The sequence below is a fragment of the Streptomyces sp. ISL-12 genome (genome assembly GCF_018614415.1).
Lineage (GTDB): Bacteria > Actinomycetota > Actinomycetes > Streptomycetales > Streptomycetaceae > Streptomyces.
The window spans coordinates 1-24855 of record NZ_JAGGOO010000036.1 but is presented as its reverse complement, the minus strand read 5'-3'; the positions used below and the strand labels follow the sequence as shown (position 1 = coordinate 24855).

The following is a 24855-nucleotide window of genomic DNA, read 5'->3' as shown; positions in this document are numbered from 1 at the left end:
TGCCTGATCACGCTGCTGCCGGGGCTGCCGGGCATCGCCGCCGGCCTGCTCCTGGCCGGGGCCTTCCAGGCGGGTGTCATGGTCACCCGCGATCTCAGTCTCCGCGCACGCCTGCCCGAACACACCCATGCCGCCGCCCACTCCGTGATGTACGCGGTCCAAGGGCTGGGGTACAGCGTCACCGCGTCCCTGTCCGCCGTCGCCCTGGACGTGTCGACTCCCACCGTAGCGATTCTCGGCGGCGTCGCCATCACCCTCGTCATCACCGCCGTCAGCGCGGCAGCCGAACACGGCCCCGCGTCCGGGCCACTCGAACGGCCGGGCAGTCGTCCCGCCGACGCGGACACCGACCGGCGCCGTCAGGAGCCGAGGAGTGAGGTGACAACTCTGAACTTGTGCCGGGGTCCTGGCCCGGCGCGTAACGGTCGGATCTTCCCGTCGGTCCGCCGATCCGCGGATCAGGACGACGTGCCGAGGCCCCGCTCCCGGGTCTCCGGCAGCGAGAGCAGGCACGCCAGCGACACCACCGCCATCGCGCTCATGTACCAGCCGACCGACGCCGATCCGAACGCGGACTGCAGCCGGGTCGCCACCAAGGGCGCCACCGCGCCGCCCCCCACCCCGCCGAGGCTGTAGGCGAGCCCGGCCCCGGAGTAGCGCAGCCGGACCGGGAACAGTTCGGGCAGGAACGCTCCCATGGGCCCGTAGATCACTCCCATGAGGAACAGGGTGCCGCCGAGCCCGAGCACGATCAGCGGCAGCCGGCCCGTGTCCAGCAGGGGGAAGAGCAGCGGGCCCCACCCGGCCGCCGCGACCGTGCCGTACAGCGCCATCGGCCGCCGCCCCAGTGCGTCGGACCGGGTCGCGGCGAGCCAGGTACCGGCAGCGAGGAAGACGACGGCCGCCATCGAGGCCAGCAGCATGGGCGTACGGCCGATGCCGAGTGTCTTGGTCCCGTACGACAGGCAGTACGTGGTCGCCGTGTAGAACAGGCCGTACGTCACGATCATCGCGCCGGACCCGAGGAGCAGTTCCCGGGGACGGTCGCGGAGGATCTCGGCGATCGGGACCCGGGCGGTCCGGTGGCCGGCCGCCGCCTGCCGGAAGGACGGGGTCTCGCTGATCTGCAGCCGGACCACCAGACCCACCCCCACCAGGACCAGGGACAGCAGGAACGGCACCCGCCACGCCCACTGCCGGAAGGTCTCGTCGCTCACCCAGGTGGAGAGCAGCAGGAAGACTCCCGTGGCGCCAAAGAAGCCGACGGACGGCCCCAGTTGGGGAAAGCCCGCATACCGTCCCCGGCGGCCGGCCGGCGCGTGTTCCACGGCCAGCAGGGCCGCGCCGCCCCACTCCCCGCCCAGCCCGAGGCCCTGGAGGAAGCGGAGCAGCACCAGCAGCGCCGGAGCCCAGGCACCCCAGGTGGCGTAGGTGGGAAGCAGCCCGACCGCCGCGGTGGACAGCCCCATGAGTAGCAGGGAGACCACCAGTACGGACTTGCGGCCCAGCCGGTCCCCGAAGTGGCCGAACAGGACGGAGCCCAGCGGACGGGCGACGAAGGCCACGGCGTAGGTGGAGAAGGAGGCGAGCACCGCGTTGACGGGGGAAAGGTTGGGGAAGAACGCGCCGTCGATGACGAGCGCGGCGGCGGTGCCGTAGATGTAGAAGTCATAGAACTCGATCGCGGTGCCGACGAAGCTGGCGACCGCGACGCGGCGCAACTGGCGTGGATCGTGCGGCTGTTGGGGTGCGGTGACGCCAGGAGCGGCGGAGTCCGCCCGCTCATCCGGTGTGCGGTGTCCGTGCGGCATGGGTGTCCCCCTGGTGGGTCGGATCGGTCCCCGGACCGGCCGTCATGACGTGGCGCAGCAGCTCCGCGACCTCCGCGGTGTGGGTATGGGTGAAGAAGTGGCCGCCGGAGAAGGTGTGCACGCGCAGCGGTGCGGTCGTGTGCCGCTGCCACGCCTGCATCCGCGGCTCGTCGGTGAGGGGGTCATCGGCCCCCATGAGGGCGACGACACGGCAGCCGACGGCGGAGCCGGGCCCGGGGCGGTAGCGGCGGTGGGCGCGCAGGTCGGCGCGGATGACCGGCAGGAACATGCGGCGCAGCAGCGGATGGTCGAGCAGAGCGGCGTCGGCTCCGCCCAGCGACCGGATCAGCTCGGTCAGTGACGCGTCCGCGTCCCCCGCGCCGTCGTCGTCGAAGCCGGGCAGTTCCAGCCGGGAAGGGGCGGGGTGGCCGGAGGCCACCAGGACGGTGTGCCGCTGGTCGGGCAGGCGCCGGGCGACCTCATAGGCCACCGCCGCGCCCAGGCTGTGCCCGAAGAGGAGCAGGGGACCGTCGGCGCGGACCGTGGCGAGCGCCCCGGCCACCTGGTCCGCGAGGACGTGTACGTCGGTGAAGAAGGGTTCCCGCCCGCGTTCCGCGCGTCCGGGGTAGCGGACACCGGCCGTCGACGCGAAGCCGGCCAGTCGTGCGGCGAGCGGCTGACAGGAATCGGCGGAGCCGCCCGAGTGCGGGAAGAACAGGGCCCGCCACGCGGTGGCGGGCGGCACGGTCTGCGGGTAGCGGCGTATCCAGGGTTCGGCGTCCATCGTGTCCACCGTTCTCGGAGGTGGGTGTGGGGGTCACAGGGAGTGCAGCAGGGCGAGCGTCCGCTCCAGTTCCTCGCGCAGCGCGGCCCCGGCGACCGCGGCGTCCCGTTCCTCCACCGCTGCCACCAGGGCGGCATGGCCCTCCTCGCCGTGGTGCGGGTCCCCGGAACGCAGGTCCAGCAACTCGACCAGATCCAGCAGCCGTTGCTTGAGGATCGGCACGAACTGGGTGAACAGGCCGGTCAGTACCGGGTTGTGCGCCGCGGCGACCACGGTCTCGTGCAGCGCGATGTCGGCCTCGACGAACGCGGCGTTCCCGGCGGTCCCGGCGGCGCGGCGGGCGGCCAGCGCGTCCCCGAGGGCGGCGATGTCCTCGTCGGTGCGCCGCCGGGCCGCCAGCTGCGCGGCCGCCACCTCGATCAGCACGCGGACCTCGTACACATCGGTGATGGCCGCCTGGCGCAGCTGCGTGGACCAGTCCTCGACGGGTGTGGTGGCGATGACGAACACCCCGGAACCCTGGCGTGCCTGCACCAGCCCGGCGCCGGCGAGAGCCCGCAGCGCCTCGCGGATGGTCGAGCGCCCCACGCCGAGGGACTTGGCCAGGGTGGTCTCGCCGGGCAGCCTGGTCCCCACCGGCCACTCGCCGCTGGTGATCTGCTCGCGCAGGTTCGTGGTGGCCTGTTCGACCAGAGGGGACGGACGCAGGGCGCCTAGTGACATGTGACGTTCACCTTCCCACACCTTTCGGGTTGTCTGAGGAGCTGAGTTGTCGTTACTGTACCCGCATGCTGCTGCACGAGCTTCTTCTCCTCGGCTGCCGCTGCGGGGCCTGACACATGACCGGCACCCCGCAGCGGGGTTCCGGGCTGAGCCGGTCTCCGGAAAGCTGACTGAAAGAAGTTCCGCACCGATGGCTTCCTCCCCCCTCCCGCACGGCACGGCGTTCCCCACCCTGCGCACCCCCTCCGGTGACCTCCCCGCGGACGCGCCCCGCTGGAACCCCCAGCGTCCGAGCGCGATGCCGCACCAGCGCTACCAGTCCGCGCACGAGCGGGTCGCGCTGCCGCTGACGGACCGCCGCTGGCCCTCGCGCCAGCTGGAGCGCGCTCCGCTGTGGGTGCCCGTCGACCTCCGCGACGGCAACCAGGCACTGGCCGAACCGATGGACACCGAGCGCAAGCGCCGGATGTTCGACCTCCTGGTCACCATGGGCTTCAAGGAGATCGAGGTCGGCTACCCCTCCGCGAGCCAGACCGACTTCGACTTCGTCCGGCACCTGGCCACCAGCGGCGCCGTCCCCGACGACGTGACCGTCTCCGTGTTCACCGCCGCGCGGCAGGACCTCATCGACCGGACCGTCGCCTCCGTCGAAGGGCTGCCCCGCACCCTCGTCCACCTCTACACCGCCACCGCGCCCACCTGGCGGGACGTCGTCCTGGGCCGCTCCCGCGAGGAGGTGCACGCGCTGATCCACGAGGCCGCCACCTACCTGCTGCGCCGCGTCGAGGAACGGCCGCACGCCGACATCCGGTTCGAGTTCTCCCCCGAGGTGTTCAACCTCACCGAACCGGACTTCGTACTGGAGGTGTGCAACAGCCTGTCCGAGCTGTGGGAGGCCAGCCCCGACCGGCCGGTGGTGCACAACCTGCCGGCGACCGTGGAGATCGCCACTCCCAATGTGTACGCGGACCAGATCGAGTACATGGACCGCCATCTGGCCCGCCGCGACGCGGTGATCCTCTCGGTGCACCCGCACAACGACCGGGGTACCGGCGTGGCCTGCGCCGAACTCGCGGTCCTGGCGGGCGCGCAGCGGGTGGAGGGGTGCCTGTTCGGCAACGGCGAGCGCACCGGCAACGTCGACCTGGTGACGCTGGCGCTGAACCTGTACGCGCAGGGCGTCAACCCGATGGTCGACTTCTCCGACATCGACGCGGTGCGCGAGGTCGTGCAGTACTGCAACCGGCTGCCGGTCCACCCCCGCCACCCCTACGGCGGCGACCTCGTGCACACCGCCTTCTCCGGCACCCACCAGGACGCCATCTCCAAGGGCTTGGCCCACCACGCCAAGCGCGCCGCCGAGCTGGGGGTGCCGGCCGAGCAGGCGCCGTGGGCGGTGCCGTACCTGCCCATCGACCCGGGTGACATCGGCCGCACCTACGAGGAGGTCATCCGGATCAACTCCCAGTCCGGCAAGGGCGGCATCGCCCACCTCCTGCACACCCACCACGGCCTGGACCTGCCGCAGAGCATGCGGCCGGACTTCTCCCGCACGGTGCAGCAGGTCACCGACTCGACCGGCGAGGAACTGTCGCACAAGGAGCTGTGGGAACTGTTCCGCACCACCTACCTCGCCCCCGCCCTGGACGGCCCGGCCACCCTGGAGTCCTGGCACACCACCGAACCCGCCCCCGGAGAGCACCGGTTCACCTGCACCCTGCGCACCGGCGACCGGGAACACCGCTGCGCGGGCACCGGCAACGGACCCCTGTCCGCCTTCGCCGACGCGCTGAGCGGCATCGGCGTCACCGTCGACATCCTCGGCTACACCGAGCACTCCACCACCAGCGGCCCCAACAGCCCCGCCGTCGCCTACGCCGAGTGCCGCGTCGACGACGTGGTGCGCTGGGGCGCCGGCTGGGACACCTCGGTGCTCACCGCCTCCGTGCACGCGGTGATGGCCGCCGTCAACCGTTCCGGACGGGTCGCCTCGTGAGCACACCCCCGGTTCTGTCCGTGCGGGACGTGGACGTCGTACGCGACGGCAACCCCATTCTGCACGAGGTGTCACTGACCGTCCGGGCCGGCGAGCACTGGGCGCTGCTGGGCAGCAACGGCGCGGGCAAGAGCACCCTGCTCGGTCTCCTCGGGGCACTGACCCATCCCACCCGGGGCCACGTCGAGGTACTGGGCCACCGCCTGGGCCGGGTCGACATGCGCCAGTTGCGCTCGTACGTCGGCCATGTCAATCCCCGGCACGACCTGCGGTCGCCGCTGAAGGTGCACGACGTCGTACTGACCGGCCTGACCAACACCCTGGAGCGGGTCCCCCGCTGGCAGCCGACGCACGAGCAGGTCGCCGAGGCCGACCGGCTGATCGCCCTGCTCGGCCTTGGTGAGCGCCGCGACGCCCGGTGGCCGACCCTGTCCCAGGGCGAACGGGGCCGTGCGCTCATCGCGCGGGCCCTCATGCCCAGCCCGCGGCTGCTGCTGCTCGACGAGCCCGCCACCGGTCTGGACGTGGCCGGCCGGGAGCAACTCATCGAGCGGATCGACACCCTCCAGCACACCTACACCGGTCTGGCGTCGGTGCTGGTCACCCACCATCTGGAGGAACTCCCCCCGGGGACGAGCCATGTGATGCTGTTGCGGGACGGGCGCTGCCTCGCCGCCGGCCCGGCCGACGAGGTGCTGACCAGCGACCGGGTCAGCGAGTGCTTCGACCATCCGGTCCGGCTCAGCCGCGTCGACGGACGCTGGAGCGTCCGGGCCGGCCGCCCGGCGCGGAGACCGGGGCTGGCCACAGCGTCGGTGTGACGGGGACGGTCCGTGGTGGTGCGGTCCCTCCCCGGCGGGGCGCACCACCACGACAGACCCTAGGAGTGCTCGGCCAGCGCTTCGCCGGCCTTCTCGACGGTGGTGAGGGCCCGCTCCCAGTCACCGTCGAAGTGGGTGGCCAGGGCGTGCAGCCAGCGCTCGACGCCGAAGCCGACGCAACTGGTGGAGGCCGGGCCGCCGTCGGGCAAGGAGATGGCGCACCGCTCGCCGAAGAACGTGTGATGGACGTTGACGGAGGCGATCGCCATGTCCTGGTAGACGTACTCGTGCTTCACGGGGACGATCTGCTGGAAGGCGGCCCGGTCGCCGCCCTGGTCGTAGAACGGGTCGGCGGCCGCGCGGCGCTCCAACGGCAGACCTGTCGCATCGGCCAGGGCGTCGAGGAACCGCGCCGAGCGGTCGAGGTGGGCCGTGACCTGCTCGGCCGTGCCCAGCGCGACGACCTCGCGCATCCGGAACGCCTTGAGCCGGCGCAGCGCGTCGAAGTGGTCCTCGTCGCGGAAGCACTGTCCCAGCAGGGTCACCAGCTTCCCGGCCGCGGGCACCTGTCCGCCGCGGTGGTGCAGATACACCCCGTAGCAGGCGCTTGAGGGCAGGGCGAGACCGGCCGCCCGCAGCGAGGCGGGGCCGAACGCCCCGGCGGCGGCCTCCGTCCCGATCTTCTCGACGCCGGCCGCGGTGACGTCCAGCGCCGAGGAGACCAGCGCCAGTTGAGGGAAGTTCTGGTACACGTCCAGGCCGGCCAGGTCGGCGACCGGGAGGAGCGGCGGCACGGTCAGCGCGACCGCGCCGGCCGTCTCGGCCCATCGGACCCAGATCCGGTCCAGTGCCTCGGCCAGCCGGGTCGGTGCCTCCTCCAGCGTGACGAGTCCTTCGGACACCCGGACACCGGTCGTGATGCTCATCCCAAGCTCCTTGGCGTGAGGGGCCGATCCAGCGCTGCGCCGGGTCAAGGCCCTGGTGGACATGGGCTTTCCGCGCTCCGCGGCAGTCGCTAAGGTAACACCTCTGAGGACCTGAGCACCTGAGTGATTCCAGACGATCAGATGAAGCAAAACCAGAAAGAGAGATTCTCGGTGAAAAAGGGACAACTCGGCTTCTTAACCGGAACCCACGCGGTCAACGACCTGTATCAGGGGGTGATCCCCGCGATGCTTCCGTTCCTGATGACCGAGCGTCACTACAGCTACGCCGCGGTCTCCGGACTGGCCTTCGCGGCGAGCGGCGTCTCCAGTCTGTTCCAGCCGCTGTTCGGCATCCTCTCCGACAGCAAGCCGCGCGCCTGGCTGGTTCCGGCCGGATCGGTCACCGCCGCCCTGGGCGTGGTCGCGGCCGGCCTGTCCGACTCCTACCTGCTGACCTGGATCTTCGTCGCGCTGGCCGGGATCGGCATCGCGGCCTACCACCCGCCCGCGACCAGTCAGGCTCGCGCGGCCGGCGGTTCCTCGCAGAAGGCGATGAGCATCTTCTCCGTCGGCGGCACCGTCGGCGGCGCCGTGGCCCCCTCCCTGGTGACCGTCGTCATCGGGGCGTCCGGCTTCGATGCTGGCTATCTGCTGGCGGTGCCCGCCCTGGTGATGCTGGCCCTGTGGGTGCTCAAGGGCCCCTGGATGCGGTGGCGCGGCTACGAGGAGGCGGCTCCGCTGATGTCCGGCGCAGCCGGGAGGACGGCGGGGGACGGCAGCGAACGGACCGACGACTGGCGCGCGTTCGGCCGTCTGGTGGTCGTCATCATCGGCTGGTCCATCCCCTACGTCACCGTCACCTCACTGCTCTCCCTGCACGCCCAGCGCGACCTCGGCCAGTCCGGGGCGGCGGGCGCCGTGGCACTCACCTCGTACACGGCCGCCGGAGCCGTGGGCACCCTGCTCGGCGGCTGGATCGGGGACCGGTACGGCCGGATGACCTCGGTGCGGGCCGGCTACCTGGTGGCGCTCCCGGCCCTGGCCGGCGTCGTGTGGGCGCCCTGGTTCCCCGTCCTGGTGGTGTGCGCGGCGCTGTTCGGGGCCGCCATGTTCCTGCCGTTCGCCGCGCAGGTCACCCTCGCGCAGGACTACCTGCCCAACCGGCCCGGCACGGCCAGCGGTCTGACCCTGGGGATGGCCATGGCCGCGGGCGGCCTCTGTTCGCCCGCGTTCGGCTGGCTGGCCGATAACAAGGGTTTGCCGTCCGCCTTCTACGCGCTGATCGCCGTGTTCGTCATCCCCGTCGCCCTCACACTGCGCCTGCGCGACCGGGTTCTGCCGGTGATCGGCGCCCGCTCCACGGCCGCCGTCGAGACCGCCGACTCCGCCGCGCAATGATGATCTCGGCCACTTTGCACTCCTGAATAACTTTTTACTCAATCAAAAAGGTGCCCAGCATACGAGATACCCATTGCACGTAACCTCGTGGTTACGTAGCGCGTGTCGCGCAATCGCAAGTGTTCCGCCAAAGCCGTCCAAGCCGTCAAAGCCGTACTTCAATAAGGAGAAATCCATGAAGATCGACTGGGATGACCATGAGGAACTCAAGGCGGAAGGCATCGCAATGTCGCGACGATTCGCCTTCGGGCAGGAAATGTCCTGCCTCAAGGTGGTCGCCGACCAGGCCGGCGATCTCAACCTCCCGCCGCACTGGCACGAGAACGAGCAGTGGGTCGTGGTCACCGAGGGCTCCATCCGCTTCGTCTGCGACGAGACCGAGTACGAGCTCAACTCCGGTGACGTGGCCTACATACCGTCCCGCCAGCGGCACACGGCCACCTTCGTCGGGCCGGAGGGAGCCGTGCTCATGGAGTTCTCGGCGCCGCCGCGGCTCGACCTCGCGCCCGGCTCGATCATGCCCTCCTCGATGAAGTTCGACTGAGGTCCACCGCACCGCTCACCACCTTCTCCGGTCACGTCTATGGGGGATCGATCGTGCGAAGCAGTGTGTACGGCAGGACCAATACAGAGAAAACCATTCACGAGGTATTCGAGCACGTCGCGCGGAAATACCCGGAGAGAGCCGCGCTGGTCGCCGCCGACCGTACGGTGACCTACGCGGAGCTGGCCCGAGCCGCCCGGCACATCGCCCACCGGCTGGCCGGCCTGGGCGTCGGGCCCGGCAGCGTCGTCCCGGTCGCGGCCCGCCGCTCACCGGAGCTGGCCGCGGTCCTGCTCGGCGTCCTGATGGCCGGCGGGGCGTACGGCGTCATGGACGTGCGGTGGCCGCCGCCGCGCGTCACGCGGCTGCTGCGCACCATGCGGCCCGCGGTCGTCCTGGCGGACGCCTCGGGTTCCGCCCGGCTCACCGAGGCGGGCGTGGCGCACGTCACCTTCCCGGAACTGCGCGAAGCGGCCACCGCGGCCGGGTCCGCCACCGGCCTGCCGCGGGTCTCGCCGGACGCCTGCGCGACCCTGTTCTGGACGTCCGGGAGCACCGGCAGCCCCAAGGCCGTACTGTCCCCGCACCGGGCCACCACCAGGCTGTTCACCGGGGGCGGATTCATGGACTTCGGTGACCGGGCGGTCATGATCCACGCGGCCGCCGTGGCCTGGGACGCCTTCAGCCTGGAACTGTGGGGGATGCTGCTCAGCGGCGGCACCGCGGTCGTGCACGAGGACGATCTCCTCCTGCCGCCCGCGATCCGCGCCTTCGTCCAGGACGCGGGTGCCACCCACCTCTTCCTGACCCCGTCCCTGTTCGACGTGATCGTCGGCGGCGACCTGTCCTGCCTGGCCGGGCTGCGCGCCGTCCTGCTGGGCGGGGACAAGCCCACCCCGGCCAACTGCCGCGCGCTGCTCGACGCCTTTCCCGGCATCGAGCTGTACAACGGGTACGGCCCCGTCGAGTCCTGTGTGTTCGCCACAGTGCGCCGTATCACCGAGGAGGACACCGAGGACCCGGCCGGCATCCCGGCGGGCCTGCCCGTCCCCGGTACCGGGGTGCACGTCCTGCGGGACGGGGTGCCGGTGCTACGGGGCGAGACGGGCGAGGTCGCGATCGGCGGGGCGGGGATCGCCCTCGGCTACCTGGACGCGCCCGAACAGACGGCGGCCGCCTTCCGACACCTCACCGTCGACGGACAGCGGTGTCCCGTCTATTGCACCGGCGACCAGGGCCGGCTGGACGACTCCGGCGTCCTCCACCTGAGCGGGCGAAAGGATGCCCAGCTCAAGATATCCGGCCACCGGATCGAACCGGCCGAGATCGAGTCCGCCGTCCGCACGCTGGGCAGTACCCGGTCGGTGGTCATGCCGGTTCCCGACCGCAGCGGAATGCATCGCATCATCCTATTCGCCGAGTCTCCTGCGGAGGCCATGACGGAACAGGAAATGCTCGGCCGGCTCCGGGAGACTCTGCCGTCCTACATGGTTCCCTCCGCCGTGCATTTCGTCCCCTCAATGCCGCTGCTGGACAACACGAAAATCAACAAGCGAGAGCTCTCGGCGCGCTTCGGTTATACCTCCTGAGCGCGCTTCCAGAATTCCGAACCAAAGGAATCGATACGTGAGCACGCATGCCCAGACGGAAAGGAAATTCTCCGTCGCGCTGGAATCCATTCAAAGCAAACGCCGGATCGAGCGAGCCATGGAGGCGGCGAACGCCCTCCTCGACCGGTATGCCGCAGAGCCCGACCGCGTGCAACGCCTGACGCTCGCACACGAGCTGATCCGACGTAACTTCACGCCGGAAATAACGCTCACCTTCGGCGACCTCACCCTGAGCACCGGGACCCCGGGAAGTGAATTCACCGGCGAGTTCATTTTCGATTGCAAACTAAATGGGCCGGACGGAACCAGTGGCTCGCTCGTCGCCGCCTACACGGCTCCCGGCTCCCTGGGGCTGACCGGCCCCGAGTGGCTGTCGGCGATGCGGCTGCTGGCCGGTATCGCCGCCCTCGGTGCCGGGGGGTGGATGACATGCCCACGCTAACCGCAGTCGGGTCCCCGGCCGCTCTCCTGGCCCGGCCGTACTGGTACCGGCACCTGCCCGCCGGCACGGACGTGCACCGGCTGGACGAGGGGCTCTTCGCGGTGACGGGCAACGCGGCCGTCCAGGAGGTGCTCGCCCACCCCCTGATCGTGGCCGAGCACCCCCTCAAGGCCAGCGCCCGTGCCTTCGGCCCCAATGTGCTCGACGCCGACGGCCCCAGCCACCGGGCGTTCCGGGCCCTGCTGGCGCCCATCCTGTCCGCCGGGCGGATCGCCGAGTACAAGCGGGCGCTGATGCCCGCACTCGTCCGCGACCTGGTCGACAGCATCGCGGGCGTCGAGACCGACACCTTCTACGACACGTACGCGCACCGGGTGCCGTACGGCATCGTGTGCACCATCCTCGGCATCGACGCCTCCCTGGAGAATCGTTTCCACCGGCTGACCCGTCCGCTTGCCCGGCTGCTGGACTACCCCACCCGGGAGTCCGACGAGACCCACGCCAACGCCGGCGAGCTGCTGCGGCTGATCGAGGAACAGCGGGCGGCCGGGGCGGGCGGCGCGCACTCCCTGCTGGAGACGATCGAGCGGACCCGGGACCGCAAGGGCATCTCGCTGACCGACAGCGAGGTGCGCTCCACGGCCCTGCTGTTCTTCCTGGCCGGCACGGAGACCAGCAGCGCCTTCATCACCTCGCTCGTCTACTGCATGGGACGCGGCATCTTCGACCTGGCCGAACTCCGGGACGAGGCGGTCCGGGACGCCTACCTCGAGGAGGTGCTGCGGCTCTACCCGCCGGTCCAGACGATCGTCCGCTTCGCCGCCGACGACCTCACCGTCCAGGGGGTGACCGTGCCCCGGCACTCGGCGGTCCTCGCCTCGGTCGCCGGCGCCAACCGCGACCCCAGGGTCTTCGCGCACCCCGACCGGTTCGAGACCGGCCGGAGCCTCAAGGGCTCGATCCCCTTCGCGGTCGGCGCGCACGCCTGCCCGGGCGCCATGCTCGCCAAGACGGAGTTCTCCCTGATCGTCGAGGAACTCCTGACGCGCTGTTCCGAGGTGGTCGTCACCCGTGACGGCCGGGGCATGGAGAGCCAGTCGTTCGCCCACCCCACCGACTTCTCCGTCGAGTTCAGGACCAGGTAACCCGCACCAGGTTACGGAAAGAGGGCACCGTGGAAAGCAAGATCGCGTCGCTGCGCACATGGCTGAACGGCCTGCACGACCGGCCGCTCGACATCAAGGACGACACCGACCTGATCCAGTCGGGCGCTGTCACCAGCCTCCAGTTCGTGCAGATGGTGATCGAGATAGAGCGCCTGCACGGCCGGAAACTCGACCCGAGCGTGATCAACATCGACTCGATGCGCACGCTCGAGGCCATCGACGCGGCCGTCTTCCAGGCCGCCTGATGGCGGGGCACACCCCCCGGGTGGCGGTGGTCTCCGGAACCTCCTCCGGGATCGGCGCGGCCGTGGCGGAGGAGTTCCTGCGCCGTGGCCACACGGTCGTCGGCCTCTCCCGGCGCGGCAACCCGGACCTGGCCGAACGGCCCGGCTACCACGACCGTCTCGCCGACCTGCGCGACGGTGAGGCGGTACGGGCCGCGCTCACCTCGGCGGCCGACGTCATGGCCGACGGCGTCGCCGCTGTCGTGCTCAACGCCGGCGCCTCGCCGGACCCGGCCGACCTGGTCAAGGTCGACTGGGAGACGGCGGCGGACACCTACGAGACCAACGTCCGCACCGCGCTCAACCTGGTCCAGGCCACCGCTGGACCGCTCAAGCAGAACGGCGGCGGCTCCCTGACCTTCGTCGGGGCCAGCCTGGCCAACGGCTACCGTCCCGAGCGCTTCGCCTACGCCGCGAGCAAGGCCGCGATGACCACCCTGATGCGGGCCTGCTCGGTCGAGTTCGCCGACGACGGAGTCGTCGCCAACGAGGTACGGCCCGGCCCGGTGGCCACCGCCATGACGATGGCCGGGCTGGACAGCGAGGTGAACGACCAGATCCTGCGCGCCATCAACGCGGGATTCGGCACCGACTGGCTCAAGTCCCCCCGCACCGTGGCGGAGTGGATCGTCACCATCGCCGAGTTCCCCTCGAACGGCCCCACCGGCCAGGTCTTCAACTACAGCCGCAAGGTCCTGTAACCCAACGCGGAATCCCGCGACCTCAGAAAGGCAGACCGCCATGTCGAAGCACCCCTCCGCCGAGCAGCTCCTCGACCTGTTCAACTGGGCCTCCCCGGCCATGCTCGTCACCGACACCGAGGGCGCCGTGGTGCTGGCCAACAAGGCCGCCACCGAACTCCTCAAGGACAACGCCGCGGCCGGCGCCGGGCTCCCCGGCGCCCTCGGCATCGACGACTACGCCGCGTTGCTGGCCGCCGGCGCGCCGGTGGAGAACCTGGCCGCGTCCTTCGCCCACCCCGACTTCCCGTCCGGGTACGCCAACGTCGGCTTCGGCGACGTCGACGGCGCCACCTACGGCTTCTGGGCGCTGCGCCCGGTCACCACGCACCCCACCCCCTCCCCGGCCCCCGGCGAGGGCTCCTCCACCGCCCAGGCGTGGATCAGCCAGGTCGACCGGGCCAGCACGGCCTACACCCCGGCCGGCGCCGACGCGGTCCCGTTCATCCAGGCGTACTACGACCGCTGCCCGGTCGCCATCCACCTCATCGAGGAGGACGGCACGGTCGCGCACGCCAACTGGAAGGACATCGCCATCGTCGGGGCGAGCGAGCAGCCGGACACCTATGTCGGCCACCACATCCGGCGCATCTACGCCGACCAGGACGTCGTCGAGGACTTCCTGGGCCGCTGGGGCGAGGACGCGCCGATCATCGACTTCCGCGCCGACTTCCTCAACCAGGGCGAGCGGGTGCCGGTGGTGATCTTCTCCACCGCCAACGTCGAGGGCGACAAGCTGAAGAACACCCGCTGCTTCGTCTTCCCGGACAGCCACCCGGACCGCGAGCGGGACCGGGTCAAGGCACTCGACCTCAGCTTCTGACGCCTGCGCGCGAGGCGCCGCGCCCTGACCGGGACGGCGCCGTCCGACCCTGACGCAGGGCCCCGGCGAGCGATCCTCGCCGGGGCCCGTCCGAGCCCACGAAGCCCGCCCCACACCGGAGTGAACATGGCTCACACCCCTGCCCGACAGGGCTCCCGGCTCACCGGCTGGGACCCCGAGGACGAGGACGCCTGGCACCGGGGAGGCCACCGCATGGCCCGCCGCAACCTGGTGCTCAGCGCCCTGGCCGAGCACGTCGGATTCTCCGTATGGTCGCTGTGGTCCGTACTCGTTCTGTTCATGTCCCCCGGGATCGGCCTTGACTTCGGCCCGGACCGCAAGTTCCTGCTGGTGGCCACACCCACCGTCGTCGGTTCGCTGCTGCGGCTGCCCTACGCCCGCGCGGTCACCCGGTTCGGCGGCCGCGACTGGACCGTGTTCTCCACCGCCCTGCTCCTGCTGCCGACCCTGGCGGCCGCGTACTTCGTGCAGCGGCCCGGCACCCCCTTCTGGGTGTTCCTGGCGATCGGCGCCCTGGCGGGCGTCGGCGGGGGCGGCTTCGCCTCCTCGATGACCAACGTCGCCGCCTTCTACCCGCGCCGCCTCCAGGGCTGGGCCCTCGGCGTCACCGCCGGCGCCGGCAACCTCGGGGTCGCCGCCGTCCAGCTGGTCGGCCTGCTGGTGCTGTCGGCCGCGGGCGACACCCATCCCGCGTACGTCGCGGCCGGGTACCTGCCGCTGATCGTGGCGGTCGCGCTGCTGGCCGCCTGGAAGATGGACAACGTGGACACCGTACGGGCCGAGCCCGGGGCCCAGCGCGAGGCGGTCCGGGACCGCCGCACCTGGTGCATATCCCTGCTGTACATCGGCACGTTCGGCTCGTTCATCGGATACGGCTTCGCCTTCGGTCTGGTGCTGCGCCACGAATTCGCCCTGACCGCCCGCGAAGCCGTCGGCTACACCTTCCTGGGCCCGCTCCTTGGCGCCTTCTCCCGACCGCTGGGCGGGGTCCTCGCCGACCGCCTGGGCAGTGCCCGGGTGACCTTCTGGGCCTTCCTCGGCATGGCCGCCGGCACCGGCGTGCTCGTCGCCGCCGCCCATGACGGCTCCTTCGCCCTGTTCGTCACCGGCTTCACCGTCCTGTTCGTGCTCACCGGACTCGGCAACGGCTCCACCTACAAGATGATCCCGGCCCTGTTCGCGCGGCAGGCCGAGCACGAGGTGACGGTCGGCGCCGACGCGGACCGGGCCTTCGCCCGCGCCCGGCGGCTGACCGGCGCGGTCATCGCCGTCGCCGGTGCCGTCGGGGTGCTCGGTGGCACCGCCGTCAACGTCGCCTTCGAGCTGTCCTACACCGGCGGCTCCCCCGCCCCCGCTTTTCTCGCCTTCCTCGCCTACTACGCGTTCTGTCTGGCCGTACTGCGGACCCTGCGGCCGGGCCGCGCCCCCGCCGGGTACGCCCCGCACCCGGACGCCGCCAAGGAGACGAGCCGTGTCTGAACTTCCCGCACCGGTGCCCGAAGTGAGCACCCACTGCCCGTACTGCGCCCTGCAGTGCGGCACCCGGCTGCACGGTGACGCGGACGTCGGTGTCAAGGTGAGCCCGGCCGACTTCCCGGTCAACCGGGGCCGGCTGTGCCAGAAGGGCTGGACCGCCGCCGACGTCCTGCACACCGCCGACCGGCTCACCCGGCCGCTGGTCCGCGGCCCGGACGGCCGGCTCCGGCCCGCCTCCTGGGACACCGCACTGGACATCGTGGCCCGGGGCCTGCGTGTTCTTCGCGACCGGCACGGACCGGACGCCCTCGCCGTGCTCGGCGGCGGCGGCCTCACCAACGAGAAGGCGTATCTGCTGGGCAAGTTCGCCCGGCTCGCCCTGGGCACCAGCCAGATCGACTACAACGGCCGGTTCTGCATGTCGTCCGCCGCCGCGGCCGGCAACGCGGCGTTCGGCCTCGACCGGGGCCTGCCGTTCCCGGTCACCGACCTGCGCGACGCCGACACCGTCCTGCTGGCGGGCGCGAACGTCGCCGAGACCATGCCGCCGCTGCTCCAGCACCTCGACCGAGCCCGGCTCATCGTGGTGGACCCCCGGCGCACCGCCACCGCCGAGCGGGCCGCCCTGCACTTGCAGCCGGTGCCCGGGACCGACCTCACGCTCGCGTTCGGCCTGCTGCACATCGCCGTCGCGGAGGGCCTCGTGGACCGCGAGTACGTCCACGAGCGCACCGCCGGCTTCGACACCGCCGCCCGCCGGGCGGGCGCCTGGTGGCCGGAACGGGTCGAGGAGATCACCGGTGTCCCCGCGAGCGCGCAGCGCCGGGCGGTGCGGATGCTCGCCGAGGCCCGCGGCGCCTATGTGCTCACCGGCCGCGGCGCCGAACAGCACAGCAAGGGCACCGACACCGTCGCCGCGTTCATCAACCTGGCACTCGCCCTCGGACTGCCCGGCCGGACCGGCAGCGGCTACGGCTGCCTCACCGGGCAGGGCAACGGCCAGGGCGGCCGGGAACACGGCCAGAAGGCCGACCAGCTGCCCGGCTACCGCTCCCTCACCGACCCGGCGGCCCGCGCCCATGTCGCCGGCGTCTGGGGCGTGCCACCGGACACCCTGCCCGGACCCGGCCGCAGCGCCTACGAACTGCTCGACGCGCTCGGCCGGGCCGATGGACCGAAGGCGCTGCTGGTCCTGGGGTCCAACCCCGCCGTCTCCGCGCCGCACGCCGCGCACGTCACCGGCCGGCTCGCCGCCCTCGACCTGCTGGTGGTGGCCGACTTCGTGCCCTCGGAGACGGCGCGGATGGCCGACGTGGTGCTGCCGGTGACGCAGTGGGCCGAGGAGGAGGGCACCCTGACCAACCTCGAGGGCCGGGTGCTGCGCCGCCGCGCGCTGTTGCCGCCCCCGCCCCCGGTCCGCAGCGACCTGCGGGTCCTGCACGACCTCGCGGTACGCCTGGGCGAACCCGGCGACCGCTACCCGACCGACCCCCGCGCGGTGTTCGAGGAACTGCGCGCCGCCTCCCGCGGCGGCCGGGCCGACTACTCCGGCATCACCTACGACCGGCTGGACGCCGGGGAGGCGCTGTACTGGCCCTGCCCCGACACCCCGGACGCCCCGCACCCCGGCACGCCCCGCCTCTTCCTGGACCGGTTCGCGCACCCCGACGGCCGGGCCCGATTCGCCGATCTCGACCACCGGGCACCGGCCGAGGAGACCGGCCCGGCCTTTCCGCTGTACGCCACCACCGGCCGGGTCCTGGCGCACTACCAGTCCGGCGCCCAGACCCGCCGGGTCGCCGAACTCACCGACGCGGTGCCCGAACCCTTCGTGCAGGTGCATCCCGACACCGCCGCCCGCTGCGGCCTGGCCGACCGGGGCCTGGCCCGGGTCGTCTCCGCACGCGGCGGCATGACGGCACGGGTCCGCACCGACGCGACGATGCGTCTGGACACCGTGTTCGTGCCCTTCCACTTCCCGGACGAGGGCCGGGCCAACCTGTTCACCCATCCGGCCCTGGACCCCCGCAGCGGCATGCCCGAGTTCAAGGTGTGCGCCGTGCGGCTCGCCCCGCTGTCAGGAGTGACACCTTGAGCGCCCCGCCGAGCATCCTCGTGGCCGGTGACGGACCGGCGGCGCGGCGGCTGACCCAGCGCCTGCGCGACCACGGCCACCCGGACGTCCGTACCGTGCCGGACGACGGTTCCGGCACCCCCGGCCCGCCGTCCGCCGGGGTGACCTGGATCGACCGGGCGCGCCGCCTGGTCCGGGCCCACGTCGGCGGCCGGGAGACCGTGCACTCCTACGACACCCTGGTCCTCGTCCCCCGGGCCCGGCCGCGCCTGCCCGACCTGCCGGGCCTGGTGGACCGCGCGGGGTGCCTCACCGACGGCGTCGTCGCCCTGGACGGGGCCGCCCCTGCCCCGGTGCACGTCCCGGGCGCGGCGGCCGTCCTCGGTGACGGGCCGTCGGCGGTGGAGACCGCCAGCGCCCTCGCCGCCCGCGGCGTCGACACCACCCTGGTGTGCTCCTCGCCGCAGCCCCTGTCCGCGTACCTCGGCGCGGCCTGCGGCGCCCTGCTCGCCGAGGAACTCCGACGCGCCAGGGTCAGCGTGCGGCCCGCCGCCGTCGCCGTACGCCGGACCCCGGGACTGCTGCACCTGGCCGACGGCACCGCCGTCGGTGCCGACACGCTCCTCCTGTGTGCCGGCACCGTCCCCGACACCCGGCTCGCTCGCGCCGCCGGCCTGCGCGTGCGCCACGGCATCGTGGTGGACGAACGGCTGCGCACCAGCGACCCGCGCATCCATGCCATCGGCGACTGCGCCGAAGCCGGCGGCCGGGTCCGGCCGGGTCCGGGCGCCGCCTGGGACCAGGCCGAGACGCTCGCCGCGATCCTCGGCGGCCACGCCACGGCCTACCGTCCGGGGCCGTCCGCGCTGCGGCCCCGGATCCACGGGGCGGACGTGGCCGCGTTCGGGACACTCGCCGACCTGGACCGCCCCGGCTCCCGGCTGATCGGCCTCACCGACCCGGCCGGCCGGCGCTACGCGCGGCTCGCCCTGCGCGGCGACCACGTCGTCGCCGCCGTACTGCTCGGCCTGCCGGAGGCCATCGCCACCATCGGGCTCTGCCACCGGCACGGCCGGCCGCTGCCCTCCGACCGGCTCGGCCTGCTGCTGAACCTGGAGCCCCGGCGGACTCCGGACCGTGGCTCCGACGACGACTCCCCGGTCTGCCTGTGCAATAACGTTTCCCGGCGCGCCCTGCGCGACGCCTGGCGAGCGGGCGCCCGTACGGCTGCGGCCCTCGCCGGGACGACCCGCGCCACCACCGGCTGCGGTGGCTGCGGCCCGGCCGTGGCGCACTTGTGCGGAGTCTGGGCGTCCGGGCTGCGCGACGGCGAACTGGAGGCGGCATCGTGACACGGACCCTGCTCGTCGTCGGCCACGGCATGGTGGGCCACCGCCTCATGGAACAGCTCCGGGCCCGGGACCCCGCCCGGACCTGGCGCGTCGTGGCCGTCGGGGAGGAGCACCACCTCGCCTACGACCGCGTCGGCCTGTCCGCGTACCTGGACGGCAAGAGCCGGGGCGACCTCACGCTGGTCGGCGCGGACCTGCTCAACGACCCACGGGTGGACCTGCTGCTGGGCAGCCCGGTCACCGAGGTGGACCGGGCCGCCCGCACCGCGCGCACCGCTCACGGCGCACACCTGCGCTACGACGCCCTGGTCCTGGCCACCGGTTCACGCCCGTTCGTCCCCCCGGTGCCGGGCCACGACCAGGCCGGCTGCTTCGTCTACCGCACCTTCGACGACCTCGACGCCCTGCGGGCCGCGGCGCGACCGGGACGGCCGGGCGTGGTCGTCGGCGGCGGGCTGCTGGGCCTGGAGGCGGCCAACGCCCTGCGGCTGCTCGGCATGCGCGCCCGGGTCGTGGAGAACGGGGCCCATCTGATGCCGGCCCAGCTCGACGCGGGCGCCGCCGCGGTGCTGCACCGGCACGTCGCCGGCCTGGGGCTCGGCCTGCACTGCGGCACGTCCGTGGCGTCGGTCGACGCCGGCCCCGACGGCCGGGTGACGTCCGTGACGCTCGGGGACGGCACCGTGCTCGACGCCGACGTGGTGGTGTTCGCCGCGGGTGTCCGGCCGCGGGACGAACTGGCCGGGCCGCTGGGTCTGGCCCGGGGCGGGCGCGGCGGGTTCGCCGTGGACGCCTTCTGCCGTACCGCCGACGAACGGGTGTGGGCGATCGGTGAGTGCGCGGCGGTGGACGGCCGCTGCCACGGCCTGGTGGCCCCCGGGTACCGCATGGCGGACAGCGTCGCGCGTCAGCTGACCGGGGACGTCCCCGAGCCGTTCGACGCCACCGACACCCCCACCACCCTCAAACTCCTGGGCGTCACCGTCGCCACCGTCGGCAGCGTCCAGGCCGGCCACGGACAGGCGGTCGAGGCGGTCTTCGCCGAAGGCACCGACCGGTACGCCAAGGTCCTGCTGAGCCGGGACGGCGGCGCCCTGCTGGGCGCCGTGGTCGCCGGCGGCACCGGCCCGTCCGTCGCGATCCGCTCCCTCGTCGGCCACCGGCCGCCCCCGGACCTGGAACACCTGCTGCTGCCCCGTTCCCCTTCCGCAGCCCCGCCCGAAAGGACTTTCCAATCGTGATGTCAGGCCGCTCCCGTGACGGGTGGTGAACCTTGGTAGCACTGCCCCTCACGGATCATCGCCCACAGGACGTTGAGGCGTCGGCGGGCGAGCGCGAGCAGGGCCGGCTTGTGGCCCTTCCCCTCGGCCCGTTTGCGCTGGTAGTACGCCTTGGAGGCGGGGCATGTCGTGGTGCTGACCATGGCCGAGAGGTACATGCTCCGCGGCAGGCCACGGTGGTATCGCTTGGGCCTGCGAAGGTTGCCGCTGACGCGGCCGGAGTCGCGGGGTCTGGGGGCGAGGCCGGCGAAGCCGGCCAGGCGGTCGGCACTGCCGAAGGCGTCCATGTCACCGCCGGTGGCGGCGATGAAATCGGCTCCGAGCTTGGGGCCCATGCCGGGCAGGCCGCGGATCACCTCGGCATGCGGATGCTCGCGAAACCGGGCCTCAAGCAAGGTGTCAAGCTCGGCGATCTCCTCATCGAGGGCCATCACCCCCTTCGCGAGGCGGGCGACCATGGCGGCGGCCAGCTTCTCGCCGGGCAGCGCGGTCTGCTGGGCCTGGGCGGCCTCCACGGCCGTCTTCGCCAGCGCGGCGGCGCCGCGGACCTTGCGGTTCTTCAGCCAGGTCTCGATCCGCTTCGCGCCCGCGCGGCGGATCGCGGCCGGGGTCTGGTAGCCGGTCAGCAGCATGACCGAACCCTTGTTGACAAGCTCCAGCGACCGCTCCAACGCAGGGAAGATCTCCTGCAGTTGGGCCCGGAGGCGGTTGATCTGCCGGGTGCGGTCGAAGACCACGTCCAAGCGGCGGGTCGTCAGGGTGCGCAGGTCGACGGCGATCTCGTCGCCCGGCCGCAGCAGGCCCAGATCCTTGCGCATGCGGGCCTGGTCGGCGATGACGAAGGCGTCCTTCGCATCGGTCTTGCCCTCGCCGCCCTTGTAGGTGGCCGCGGCCCGGTAGACCGCCAAGCCGGTCAGACAGGCCATGGGCTGATCGTGGTTATGCAGCAGGCCGATCAGCAGGGCGGCACCGCCGTGGTTGAGGTCCACGGCCCACAGCACGTCGGTGGATATCGCCAGGACCTCGCCGATCAGCTCCAGCAGCTCGGCCTCGCCGTTCAGAACCCGGCGGGACAGCAGCCGTTCACCATCCGCATTGATCACCACGCGGTGATGGTGTTCCTTGCCGATGTCCACCCCCGGCCCAGATCTCGGGCACGTTCCCCTCCGCCAGTTCGCCGTGTCACATCACACCCGCAGACGACCTCGCCGACGTTGTCCTACAGCGGCGATCAGAGTCGCGTCTCCCCATTGGCGGTCGAGCCGTCGCGGGGCTCCGGGCGGCCAAGTCCTTTGAGCCATCCGACGGCGGCCCGCTCATCAGCCATACCCAGAACCCCTGGGCCCTCCGATCTTACGAATGACCGGAGCGGACCCACGTCTAGAAAGGTAGGACCCCGCCTTGAACAGGATCGCCTTCCTCGGCCTCGGCACCATGGGCGGCCCCATGGCCGTCAACCTCGCCGCGGCCGGACACACCGTCTACGGCTGGAACCGCAGCGAGGGCCGGACCGGCCCCCTGATCGAGGCGGGCGGCCGGCCGGCCGCCACGATCGCCGAGGCCGTCCAGCACGCCGACACGGTGATCACGATGCTGCCGGACGCTCCCCAGGTCGAGGAGGTCGCCTACGGTGCCGACGGCATCCTGGCGCACGCCCGGTCCGGCACCCTGCTGATCGACATGTCCACCATCGCCCCGCGCAGCTCGGTCCGGCTGGCCCGCGAGGCCGCCGCGCGGGGGGTGCGGGTGCTTGACGCCCCTGTCGCCGGTGGCGAGACCGGGGCGGTCGAGGGCACCTTGTCCATCATGGTCGGCGGGGCGGCCGCCGACGTCGCGGCGGCCGGCCCAGTCTTCGAGGCCCTGGGCAAGACCGTCACGCACTGCGGTCCGCACGGTCTCGGCCAGACGGTGAAGGCCGCCAACCAACTGGTCCTGGCCATCAACCTCCAGGCGTGTGCCGAGGCGGTGGTCTTCCTGGAGAAGGCGGGCGTGGACCTGGAGGCCGCCTTCGACGTACTGGACGGCGGCCTGGCCGGCTCCCGGGTCCTCACCCGCAAACGGACCAACTTCCTCCACCGCGACTACAAGCCGAGCTTCACCGTGGGCCTGCACCACAAGGACCTGGGCATCGTCACGGAAACGGCCCGCGAACTCGGCGCCGCAATCCCGCTGGGCAGCATCGCCGCCCAGCTGATGGGCGCCGCCGTGTCCCGCGGCGACGGCCACCTCGACCACTCCGCACTGCTGCGCGGCGTGGAACTGCTCAGCGGCCACGGCACGCCGCACGACCCGGAGGGCGTTTAGCCTCGATCCACCGACCGCTACCTTGTGGATAACGTTTCTGGAAACGAGGACGTGCCTCGTGAACTTCGATGACGGGAGCTCTTCAGGCTTCCAGCACGCACGATCGCAAGGCACTTCCGAGATGCGAGTTTCCCACACGCCGGCGGCGGTCTCCGCCGCGTTCAATGAGCCGAATCTGATCGCGCATGGCGGGCTGGTCCCGGTGATGCGGCTGGCCGAGCGGTGCGGGCTGTCCCGGCCGGTGGCCGAGAGGGTGAAGCTGACCGGCGCGAGCAACAGTGCGGGGGCGGCGGCAGAGGGCCTTGACCCGGAATCTTGGACACGGGCTATGCGGCTTGGGCCAGGGTAGTTGATGTTGTGTCGAGTGCTGTCTCGTAGGCGATGGGACTGCGTTGTCCGAGGCGGGAGTGACGGCGTCGGGTGTTGTAGCGGTGGAGCCAGCGGAACGCGTCGAGACCGGCCTCATGTTCGCTGGGCCAGCGCTTTCGGCCCTGAAGCGTCTCGCGTTCGAAGGTCGCGTTGAAGGACTCGGCGAGCGCGTTGTCCGCCGAGCTGCCGATCGCGCTCATCGACTGGCGGACGCCGCCTGGCGGCAGGCGTCGGCGAAGGACCGGCTGGTGTACTGGGCCCCGTGGTCGGTATGCATGACCGCCCCTGCGAGGCTGCCGCGGGTCCGCTCGGCGGCGGACAGGGCATCGGTAACGAGGTCGGTGCGCATGTGGTCCGCGATCGCCCAGCCGGCGAGGCGGCGTGAGGCGAGGTCGATGACGGTGGCCAGATACAGGAACTTCCCGCCGTCCAGCGGGAGATAGGTGATGTCGCCGACGTACTTCGTGTTCGGCTCGCTTGCCGTTCAGTCGCGGCCGACGAGGTCCGGGGTCTTCGCCGCGGCCGGGTCCGCGACAGTGGTGCGGTGTCTGCGGCACGAGCGCACGCCTGTCAGGCCGATGCTCCGCATCACACGTGCGATCCGCTTGTGGTTGACGCGCTCGCCCGCCTCGCCGGAGCTCGGCAGTGATCCTGGGGACGCCGTAGGTGCCGTCCGACTCGCGGTGCACGGCCCGTATCCGGGCGGCGAGGCGGGCGTCGGCCGCCTGCCGGGCGACCCGGTCCGCGGCTGTGCGACGCCAGTAGCAGAAGCTGGAGCGGGCGATACCCAGGATGGTGCACAGCCGCTTCACGCCGTAACGGCGCTGATGGTCAGCGACGAACTGGAAGCGGTTCACCAGCGCGTCTCCCCGGCGGCATACTTCGCCGCCTTCCGCAGGATCTCGCGCTCTTCCTCCAGGTCACGGACCTTCTTCCGCAGAGCGGCGTTCTCCGCCTCCAACGGCGTCGGCGGCTCGGCCGGCACTTCCGCCCGGCGCCCCCGGGACCGGCTCGCTCCGGCCGCTCGGACCCAGTTCCGCAAGGTCTCGGGGTTGATCCCCAGATCGGCGGCGACCTGCCTGATCGTCGCCTCGGGTCGCGACTGGTACAGCGCGACCGCGTCCGCCTTGAACTGCGGCGGATGGTTCTTCATGACCACGAGATGTCCGTTCTCAGATCCTCGGGATCCAGTGTCTCGTGTGTCCAGGATCAAGGGTCAAGGCCCGAACTCGACGACCCCCGCTCCCTCGCCCTCCCCGACTTCACCACTCTCCAACGCCTCGCCCACGCCCTCATCGAACGCTCCCACGGCCACTACCCGGGCTGGGGAGAAGTCGTCCTGTTCGCCGGATGCACCGCCGCCCGCATCGGCGAAGTCTCCGGCATCCGCGTCGGCGACATCGACCCCCAGAGCTGGATCTGGACCGTCCGCCACCAGACCACGCCCGCCCCCGGCGGCCTCACCGACAAGGGCAAGCGCACTCGCAAGGTCCCCCTCATCAAGGAGATCCGCCCCCTGGTCGCCCAGCGCCTCCTGCCCGCCGGACCCGACCCCGACACCCGCCTGTTCACCGGCCCCCGCGGCGGACGCATCTCCACCGCTGTCCTGCGCGACGCCACCCACTGGGACACCGTCGTCACCCAACTCGGCTACGAACACCTGCGCCGCCACGACCTGCGCCACACCGGACTCACCTGGTTCGCCGACGCCGGAGCCCCCGTCCACGTCCTACGCAAGATCGCCGGACACGGCTCCCTCATCACCACCCAGCGCTACCCGCACTCCGACCTCCGCCAGATCATCGACGCCCGCGCCGCGCTCACCACGCACCTCACCATGGTCCGCGCCCCCAAGACCCTGCCGGCCCTGCCGGCAGGCCCCCGCCGCACCCGCTAGGGCCTGTCGTTTGG

21 protein-coding genes and 1 pseudogene are annotated in these 24855 nt (G+C 72.0%); 16 read left to right on the top strand and 6 right to left on the bottom strand.

Going from position 1 to position 24855, the window contains the following annotated elements; genetic code table 11:
- Window positions 1-458 precede the first annotated feature (458 nt).
- Genes J7I94_RS10545 through J7I94_RS10535 form a run of 3 tightly spaced genes read right to left on the bottom strand, consistent with a single transcriptional unit; the run spans window position 459 to window position 3318 of the window.
- A complete protein-coding gene (locus J7I94_RS10545) occupies window positions 459-1811 on the bottom strand; it encodes an MFS transporter (protein WP_215166736.1) in 1353 nt (450 codons plus the stop codon).
- Window positions 1783-2595 carry a thioesterase II family protein gene (locus tag J7I94_RS10540; protein ID WP_215166735.1) on the bottom strand — a complete coding sequence of 271 codons (813 nt, stop codon included), beginning with the start codon at window positions 2593-2595 and terminating at the stop codon, window positions 1783-1785. The genes J7I94_RS10545 and J7I94_RS10540 overlap by 29 nt, the downstream gene beginning before the upstream one ends.
- A gap of 33 nt (window positions 2596-2628) precedes the next feature.
- Window positions 2629-3318: a FadR/GntR family transcriptional regulator gene (locus J7I94_RS10535; RefSeq protein ID WP_215166734.1), complete on the bottom strand. Its 690-nt coding sequence runs from the start codon at window positions 3316-3318 to the stop codon at window positions 2629-2631.
- A gap of 190 nt (window positions 3319-3508) precedes the next feature.
- Between J7I94_RS10535 and leuA the strand changes: the two genes are divergently transcribed.
- Together leuA and J7I94_RS10525 are read left to right on the top strand one after the other, a co-directional pair.
- Window positions 3509-5314: a 2-isopropylmalate synthase gene (leuA, locus tag J7I94_RS10530; protein WP_215166733.1), complete on the top strand. Its 1806-nt coding sequence runs from the start codon at window positions 3509-3511 to the stop codon at window positions 5312-5314.
- Window positions 5311-6135: an ABC transporter ATP-binding protein gene (locus tag J7I94_RS10525; protein WP_215166732.1), complete on the top strand. Its 825-nt coding sequence runs from the start codon at window positions 5311-5313 to the stop codon at window positions 6133-6135. The genes leuA and J7I94_RS10525 overlap by 4 nt, the downstream gene beginning before the upstream one ends.
- A 59-nt stretch (window positions 6136-6194) precedes the next feature.
- Here J7I94_RS10525 and J7I94_RS10520 read toward each other — a convergent pair whose 3' ends face one another.
- Window positions 6195-7061, bottom strand: a complete 867-nt coding sequence (locus J7I94_RS10520) for a hypothetical protein (RefSeq protein ID WP_215166731.1) — start codon at window positions 7059-7061, stop codon at window positions 6195-6197.
- Between the two features lie 261 nt (window positions 7062-7322).
- Here J7I94_RS10520 and J7I94_RS10515 point away from each other — a divergent pair, with 261 nt between their 5' ends.
- The 12 genes from J7I94_RS10515 (at window position 7323) to J7I94_RS10460 (ending at window position 20232) form a co-directional block, all read left to right on the top strand.
- Window positions 7323-8459 carry an MFS transporter gene (locus tag J7I94_RS10515; RefSeq protein WP_251074948.1) on the top strand — a complete coding sequence of 379 codons (1137 nt, stop codon included), beginning with the start codon at window positions 7323-7325 and terminating at the stop codon, window positions 8457-8459.
- A 175-nt stretch (window positions 8460-8634) separates the two neighbouring features.
- Window positions 8635-9003 carry a cupin domain-containing protein gene (locus tag J7I94_RS10510; protein ID WP_215166730.1) on the top strand — a complete coding sequence of 123 codons (369 nt, stop codon included), beginning with the start codon at window positions 8635-8637 and terminating at the stop codon, window positions 9001-9003.
- A 53-nt stretch (window positions 9004-9056) separates the two neighbouring features.
- Complete coding sequence (locus J7I94_RS10505; RefSeq protein WP_215166729.1) at window positions 9057-10592, top strand: AMP-binding protein; 1536 nt, start codon at window positions 9057-9059, stop codon at window positions 10590-10592.
- A 37-nt stretch (window positions 10593-10629) separates the two neighbouring features.
- A complete protein-coding gene (locus J7I94_RS10500) occupies window positions 10630-11055 on the top strand; it encodes a hypothetical protein (protein WP_215166728.1) in 426 nt (141 codons plus the stop codon).
- Complete coding sequence (locus tag J7I94_RS10495) at window positions 11043-12200, top strand: cytochrome P450 (RefSeq protein WP_215166727.1); 1158 nt, start codon at window positions 11043-11045, stop codon at window positions 12198-12200. The genes J7I94_RS10500 and J7I94_RS10495 overlap by 13 nt, the downstream gene beginning before the upstream one ends.
- Before the next feature lie 29 nt (window positions 12201-12229).
- On the top strand, window positions 12230-12466 hold the full coding sequence (locus J7I94_RS10490; RefSeq protein ID WP_215166726.1) for a phosphopantetheine-binding protein: 237 nt from the start codon (window positions 12230-12232) through the stop codon (window positions 12464-12466).
- Window positions 12466-13206, top strand: a complete 741-nt coding sequence (locus tag J7I94_RS10485; RefSeq protein ID WP_215166725.1) for an SDR family NAD(P)-dependent oxidoreductase — start codon at window positions 12466-12468, stop codon at window positions 13204-13206. Before J7I94_RS10490 ends, J7I94_RS10485 begins: the two co-directional genes overlap by 1 nt.
- Before the next feature lie 40 nt (window positions 13207-13246).
- Window positions 13247-14068, top strand: coding sequence for a hypothetical protein (locus tag J7I94_RS10480; RefSeq protein ID WP_215166724.1), 822 nt, complete (start codon window positions 13247-13249; stop codon window positions 14066-14068).
- Between the two features lie 126 nt (window positions 14069-14194).
- On the top strand, window positions 14195-15568 hold the full coding sequence (locus J7I94_RS10475) for an MFS transporter (protein ID WP_215166723.1): 1374 nt from the start codon (window positions 14195-14197) through the stop codon (window positions 15566-15568).
- Window positions 15561-17660, top strand: a complete 2100-nt coding sequence (locus J7I94_RS10470; RefSeq protein WP_308114536.1) for a molybdopterin oxidoreductase family protein — start codon at window positions 15561-15563, stop codon at window positions 17658-17660. Before J7I94_RS10475 ends, J7I94_RS10470 begins: the two co-directional genes overlap by 8 nt.
- Window positions 17657-18991 (top strand): NAD(P)/FAD-dependent oxidoreductase, encoded by a 1335-nt coding sequence (locus J7I94_RS10465; protein ID WP_215166722.1) that lies wholly within the window; start codon window positions 17657-17659, stop codon window positions 18989-18991. The genes J7I94_RS10470 and J7I94_RS10465 overlap by 4 nt, the downstream gene beginning before the upstream one ends.
- Window positions 18988-20232, top strand: a complete 1245-nt coding sequence (locus tag J7I94_RS10460) for an FAD-dependent oxidoreductase (RefSeq protein WP_215166721.1) — start codon at window positions 18988-18990, stop codon at window positions 20230-20232. Before J7I94_RS10465 ends, J7I94_RS10460 begins: the two co-directional genes overlap by 4 nt.
- A gap of 2 nt (window positions 20233-20234) precedes the next feature.
- Here J7I94_RS10460 and J7I94_RS10455 read toward each other — a convergent pair whose 3' ends face one another.
- On the bottom strand, window positions 20235-21407 hold the full coding sequence (locus J7I94_RS10455) for an IS110 family transposase (RefSeq protein WP_215166720.1): 1173 nt from the start codon (window positions 21405-21407) through the stop codon (window positions 20235-20237).
- 265 nt (window positions 21408-21672) lie between these two features.
- On the opposite strand from J7I94_RS10455, the gene J7I94_RS10450 reads away from it, so the two are divergent.
- Window positions 21673-22575, top strand: a complete 903-nt coding sequence (locus J7I94_RS10450; protein WP_215166719.1) for a 2-hydroxy-3-oxopropionate reductase — start codon at window positions 21673-21675, stop codon at window positions 22573-22575.
- Between the two features lie 326 nt (window positions 22576-22901).
- Here J7I94_RS10450 and J7I94_RS10445 read toward each other — a convergent pair.
- Window positions 22902-24103, bottom strand: a pseudogene (locus J7I94_RS10445) (IS3 family transposase).
- Between the two features lie 3 nt (window positions 24104-24106).
- Between J7I94_RS10445 and J7I94_RS10440 the strand changes: the two are divergent.
- Entirely contained in the window at window positions 24107-24841 is a 735-nt protein-coding gene (locus J7I94_RS10440) for a site-specific integrase (RefSeq protein ID WP_215166718.1), read from the top strand.
- The last annotated feature ends 14 nt before the right edge of the window (window positions 24842-24855 follow it).

Excerpts from the sequence above, each read along its gene's own strand:
- J7I94_RS10545 (WP_215166736.1), bottom strand. The coding sequence starts at position 1,811 with ATGCCGCACGGACACCGCACACCGGATGAGCGGGCGGACTCCGCCGCT.
- J7I94_RS10540 (WP_215166735.1), bottom strand. The coding sequence starts at position 2,595 with ATGGACGCCGAACCCTGGATACGCCGCTACCCGCAGACCGTGCCGCCC.
- J7I94_RS10535 (WP_215166734.1), bottom strand. The coding sequence starts at position 3,318 with ATGTCACTAGGCGCCCTGCGTCCGTCCCCTCTGGTCGAACAGGCCACC.
- leuA (WP_215166733.1), top strand. The coding sequence starts at position 3,509 with ATGGCTTCCTCCCCCCTCCCGCACGGCACGGCGTTCCCCACCCTGCGC.
- J7I94_RS10520 (WP_215166731.1), bottom strand. The coding sequence starts at position 7,061 with ATGAGCATCACGACCGGTGTCCGGGTGTCCGAAGGACTCGTCACGCTG.
- J7I94_RS10515 (WP_251074948.1), top strand. The coding sequence starts at position 7,323 with ATGACCGAGCGTCACTACAGCTACGCCGCGGTCTCCGGACTGGCCTTC.
- J7I94_RS10510 (WP_215166730.1), top strand. The coding sequence starts at position 8,635 with ATGAAGATCGACTGGGATGACCATGAGGAACTCAAGGCGGAAGGCATC.
- J7I94_RS10495 (WP_215166727.1), top strand. The coding sequence starts at position 11,043 with ATGCCCACGCTAACCGCAGTCGGGTCCCCGGCCGCTCTCCTGGCCCGG.
- J7I94_RS10485 (WP_215166725.1), top strand. The coding sequence starts at position 12,466 with ATGGCGGGGCACACCCCCCGGGTGGCGGTGGTCTCCGGAACCTCCTCC.
- J7I94_RS10480 (WP_215166724.1), top strand. The coding sequence starts at position 13,247 with ATGTCGAAGCACCCCTCCGCCGAGCAGCTCCTCGACCTGTTCAACTGG.
- J7I94_RS10475 (WP_215166723.1), top strand. The coding sequence starts at position 14,195 with ATGGCTCACACCCCTGCCCGACAGGGCTCCCGGCTCACCGGCTGGGAC.
- J7I94_RS10440 (WP_215166718.1), top strand. The coding sequence starts at position 24,107 with ATGTCCGTTCTCAGATCCTCGGGATCCAGTGTCTCGTGTGTCCAGGAT.